The sequence below is a fragment of the Microbacterium umsixpiens genome (genome assembly GCF_053543675.1).
Map to the genome: position 1 here is coordinate 13553 of NZ_JBLVOH010000062.1, position 4838 is coordinate 18390.

General features: G+C 70.8%; 4 protein-coding genes and 1 pseudogene. 3 read left to right on the forward strand and 2 right to left on the reverse strand.

Going from position 1 to position 4838, the window contains the following annotated elements; translation table 11 throughout:
- Positions 1-883, reverse strand: a pseudogene (locus tag ACNPM4_RS06225) (FAD-dependent oxidoreductase); the annotation flags it as partial.
- 48 nt (positions 884-931) lie between these two features.
- Here ACNPM4_RS06225 and ACNPM4_RS06230 point away from each other — a divergent pair.
- From ACNPM4_RS06230 to ACNPM4_RS06240, 3 genes are read left to right on the forward strand one after another with little or no spacing between them, the layout of a single operon-like run.
- Complete coding sequence (locus ACNPM4_RS06230; RefSeq protein WP_029262533.1) at positions 932-1765, forward strand: purine-nucleoside phosphorylase; 834 nt, start codon at positions 932-934, stop codon at positions 1763-1765.
- Positions 1762-3435 (forward strand): phospho-sugar mutase, encoded by a 1674-nt coding sequence (locus ACNPM4_RS06235; RefSeq protein WP_448985090.1) that lies wholly within the window; start codon positions 1762-1764, stop codon positions 3433-3435. The genes ACNPM4_RS06230 and ACNPM4_RS06235 overlap by 4 nt, the downstream gene beginning before the upstream one ends.
- Before the next feature lie 2 nt (positions 3436-3437).
- Entirely contained in the window at positions 3438-3701 is a 264-nt protein-coding gene (locus tag ACNPM4_RS06240) for an HPr family phosphocarrier protein (protein ID WP_029262535.1), read from the forward strand.
- Between the two features lie 8 nt (positions 3702-3709).
- Here the strand turns inward: ACNPM4_RS06240 and ACNPM4_RS06245 are convergent.
- Positions 3710-4838: BglG family transcription antiterminator (locus tag ACNPM4_RS06245; protein ID WP_448985091.1), on the reverse strand; the 1129-nt coding region annotated here is incomplete at its 5' end.

The following is a 4838-nucleotide window of genomic DNA, read 5'->3' on the forward strand; positions in this document are numbered from 1 at the left end:
CCGCGGTGTTCGGGATCGAGCCCACCGCCATGAGGCAGTGACTCCCCTCGACCGTGCGACCGTCGGACAGCGTGACGGTCACGCCCTCCTTCGTGGCCTCGACCTTGTCGGCACGGGACTTCGAGAGCACCTGCATCCCGCCGCGCTTGAACACCTTCTCCAGGACGCTCGCCGCATCCTTGTCCTCACCGGGGAGCACCTGCTCGCGGCTGGAGATGAGCGTGACCTTGGCGCCGAGGTTCATGTAGGCGGAGGCGAACTCCGCGCCGGTCACGCCGGAGCCCACGACGATGAGGTGTTCCGGCAGCGCTTTCATGTCGTACAGCTGCGTCCACGTGAGGATGCGCTTGCCGTCGGGCTTCGCGGAATCGAGCTCACGGGGCGACGCCCCCACGGCCACGACGATGGTGTCGGCCTCGACGCGGTCGAAGTCGGTGCCTTTCTCGCCCGTCGACACCACGATCGCGGTGGGACCCTCGAGGCGCCCGTGCCCGGAGAGGATCCGGACGCCGGCTTCGAGCAGAGTCGCCCGCATATCCTCGGACTGCTGCCCGGCGAGCGCGATGAGACGCTTGTTGACGGCGGCGAGGTTGATCGCGATCTCGGGCTTGAGCGGCTTGCCGTTCTCCCCCTTCGCGTAGAAGTTCACCCCGAGGTCGCTCGCCTCGGAGATGGCCACCGCGGCATCAGCCGTCGCGATCAGGCTCTTGGAGGGCACGACGTCGGTGAGGACGGCCGATCCGCCGACTCCCACCCGCTCGACCAGGGTCACCTCCGCCCCGAGCTGAGCGGCCGCGAGAGCCGCCTCGTAACCGCCGGGACCGCCGCCGAGGACGGCGACGCGCTGAGTGCGCTCGAAAGTGGTGGAAGACATGCAACCCATTCTTCCGCAATCCTGGCCCCGGAGCCTGCACCTTCCTAGAGTGGATCCATGCCCGAAACGCACAGCAATCCTCTCGATGACCCGACCGCGAACCCGTTCGAGGTCGCCGCCCAGGCCGCCGCCGACATCGCGCGTCTGACCGGAGTCGAGAATCACGACATCGCCCTCACCCTCGGCAGCGGCTGGGGCAAGGCCGCCGACATCATCGGCGAGACCGTCGCGACGATCCCCGCCACCGAGGTGACCGGGTTCTCGAAGCCCGCGCTGGAGGGACACGTCGGCACGCTCCGCAGCATCCGCACGCCCGGGGGCAAGAACGTCCTCGTGATCGGCGCCCGCACCCATTACTACGAGGCCCACGGCGTCCGTCGCGTCGTGCACAGCGTCCGCACCGCCGCCGCCACGGGGGCCAAGATCATGGTGCTCACGAACGGCGCCGGAGGCATCCGCGAGACGTGGACGCCCGGCCAGCCGGTGCTGATCAGCGACCACATCAACCTCACCGCCGACTCCCCGCTCGAGGGAGCGACCTTCGTCGACCTGACGGACCTGTACGCGAAGCGCCTCCGCGACATCGCGCGCAGCATCGACCCGATGCTCGACGAGGGCGTGTACACCCAGTTCCGCGGCCCGCACTACGAGACCCCGGCCGAGGTGCAGATGGCGAAGCACATCGGCGGACACATCGTCGGCATGTCGACCGCTCTCGAGGCGATCGCCGCCCGCGAGGCCGGCATGGAGATCCTCGGGTTCTCCCTCATCACGAACCTGGCTGCCGGGATCCAGCAGACCCCGCTCAGCCATGCCGAGGTGATCGAGGCGGGCCGCGAGGCCGAACCGGTGATCTCGGCGCTCCTGGCCAGGGTGGTCGAGGCCCTGTGAGCGAGGAGCGGCTCGCACAGGCGCGCGCCTGGCTGCGACAGGACCCCGATCACGAGACCCGCGACGAGCTCGCCGGTCTGATCACTCGAGCCTCCGGCGGGGACGGCGCCGCCGCCGCGGAACTCGACGACCGGTTCCGCGCGCGCCTCGAGTTCGGAACCGCCGGCCTCCGCGGCGAGCTCGGCGCGGGGAGCAACCGGATGAACCGCGTCCTCGTGGCGCAGGCGGCCGCGGGATTCGCCGCGTACCTGCGCGAGAAGGCGGTTCCCGGGCACACCCCGACCGTCGTGATCGGCTACGACGGCCGCCGGAACTCCCGAGTGTTCGCCACGGACTCCGCCGAACTCTTCGCCGGTGCCGGTCTGCGCGCGATCCTGCTGCCCCGCCTGCTGCCGACCCCCGTGCTCGCCTTCGCCGTGCGCCACTTCGGCGCCGACGCCGGCGTCATGGTGACCGCGAGCCACAACCCGCCGAACGACAACGGCTACAAGGTGTATCTCGGCGGCGCCGATCAGGGCTCGCAGATCGTCTCCCCCGCGGATGCCGAGATCGCCGCGCACATCCAGCGCACGGCCGACACCGGCTCCGTGGCGGCGCTGCCCCGCTCCGCGGCCTACGAGACCGCCGGCGAGGACGTCGTCGAGGCCTACATCGCGGCCACCGCCGCCGTCGCTCCCGCACCCGCCGGATCCTCCGGCATGCGGTGGGTCTACACCGCCATGCACGGGGTGGGCTGGGAGACACTGTCGCGCATCGTCCGGGACGCCGGCTACCCCCAGCCGTTCGTCGTCGACGAGCAGCTCACGCCCGATGCGACCTTCCGCACCGTCTCGTTCCCGAATCCCGAGGAGCCGGGGGCGATGGACCTCGCCTTCGCGCGGGCCCGCCGTGTGAAAGCGGACTTCATCCTCGCCAACGACCCCGACGCCGACCGCCTCGCCGTCGCAGTTCCCGACGACTCCGCCGCAGACGGCTGGCGTCGTCTGACGGGCAACGAGGTCGGGCTCCTGCTCGGCGCGAGGGCCGCCCGCGCCGCGGCCGGCCCCCCCGGCGCCTCGCTCGCCTGCTCGCTCGTGTCGTCGCCCGGACTGGGTGCCGTCGCCGCGCACCACGGACTCGACTTCCACGAGACCCTGACCGGATTCAAGTGGATCTCCCGCGCCCCCGGCATCGTCTTCGGATTCGAGGAGGCGCTCGGGTACCTCGTGAACCCCGAGACCGTGCGCGACAAGGACGGAGTGTCCGCGGCGGTCGCCGTGCTCGGAATCGCCGCCGAGGCGCGAGACCGCGGGGCCACGCTCGTCGATCTGCTCGATGAGTTGGGCGAGACGTACGGGCACTTCGCCAGCGGCCAGGTCTCGGTGCGCGTCGAGGATCTCGCCGTCATCGGCAATGTCATGCTCGCGCTGCGCTCGCTGCCGCCGACCCACATCGCCGGACGCAGCATCACCTCGGCCGAAGACCTGCTGCAGGCGGCACCGGGACAGCCCTCCGGCGACGTGCTGCGGTATCGCCTCGGCGACGGCTCGCGCGTCATCGTCCGGCCGAGCGGCACCGAACCGAAGCTCAAGGTCTATATCGACGCCCGAGCGGACTCCGCCGAAGCCGCACGCGGTGCCGTGGCCGAGCTCGAGGCGGGAGTGCGCGCCCTGCTCGACGAGCGCTCCTGAGCATGCCCACCCGACGCCTGATCGTCAGCGCGCACAACGGCGCGCACGCCCGGCCGGTGGCCGAGCTCGTGCGACTCGCGCAGTCGCACGGAGCTCCGGTGACCCTGCGCACCGCCGACGGCACGACCGTCGACCTGAGCAGCGTGCTGGCGGTCATGGACCTCGGGATCTCGTCCGGTGACGCGGTCGTGCTCGAGACGGCGGCGTCCGACACCGCGGACGACGTGCTGGATCAGCTCGCCGAGGTGCTCGCGCCTCGGGCGTGAGACGCGGATCAGCCGTCGATCACCGCGACGAGCTCGTCGAGGAAGGCCTCGAACGTGGTGCCCCTGCGGACGATGCGCTGGACGCTCTCGCGCTCGCTGAACACCTCGACCAGCTGCTCGAAAACCGTCTGGAACGCCGCCCGGTCGCTCTCGCTGAACGCGGCGAGCGCGACGACCTGCACGCGACCGCCGCCCCACGCGGCAGAGCCGTCCGCCACACCGATCGCGATGGCCGTGCGGGTCGCCGTCATCTGCAGCGCGTGCGGCACCGCGAGCGCATCCGTGAAGGCGGTCGACGACATCCGCTCGCGCACGATCGTGTTCTCGACGTAGTCCTCGCCGATCAGTCCCGCCCGCACCAGGAGACCACCGAGACGCCTGATGATCGCCTCCTCCCCCTCATCCGGCAACGGGAAGACGTAGGCGTCGGCCAGGAAGTAGCGCGCGAGTTCGCCGCGTAGGCGGGTGAGGCGTCGCCCGCGGCGGACGCGTGCGGCGGCCTGCTGGATGCGGTCGACGTCGGCGTCCGTCAGGAACGGCTGGATGCGGACGAATCGGTCGCCCGCATCCCCCGGTTCGATCGTGCTCAGGACGAGATCGGTGTCGAAGGAGGTCCAGTCGGGATCGACGTTGGTGACGACGGTCGTGACCTCGATCGCCGAGCCGAGTGAGCGGTCGACGCTCGAGCGCAGCAGCTCGTGCAGCTCCTGGTAGCCGGGGCAGACGATCGTGGCCGTCAGGATCGACTCCGCCTTGCGACTGCGCTCGAGTCGCCCGCCGACGTGCATGGCGATGTAGGCGATCTCATCGTCGTGGATGGGTGTGCCGACGCGGTCGTGGAGCCCGCTCGCAATCGAGACCGCCACCTCGAAGATCATCGGATACGTCGTCTTGAGCGAGCGGGTGAGCGGGTTGCGCGTCAGTGCGCTCTCCTCGGCCCGCCGCAGCAGGTTCTGCACGTGCAGGGCGAGTCGGAGGACGAAGGTCTCGTCCACGAGATCGACCTGGAAGTCTTCGGCGGCGCGGGCGATCTCCGCCCGGACCGCGGCTTCGACGGCCGGGTCCACACCGCTGCGCGCGACCTCTCTCGTCGCGTCCTCCCCCGGCGCGACGATCCGGGTCAGGACCAGGGAGGCG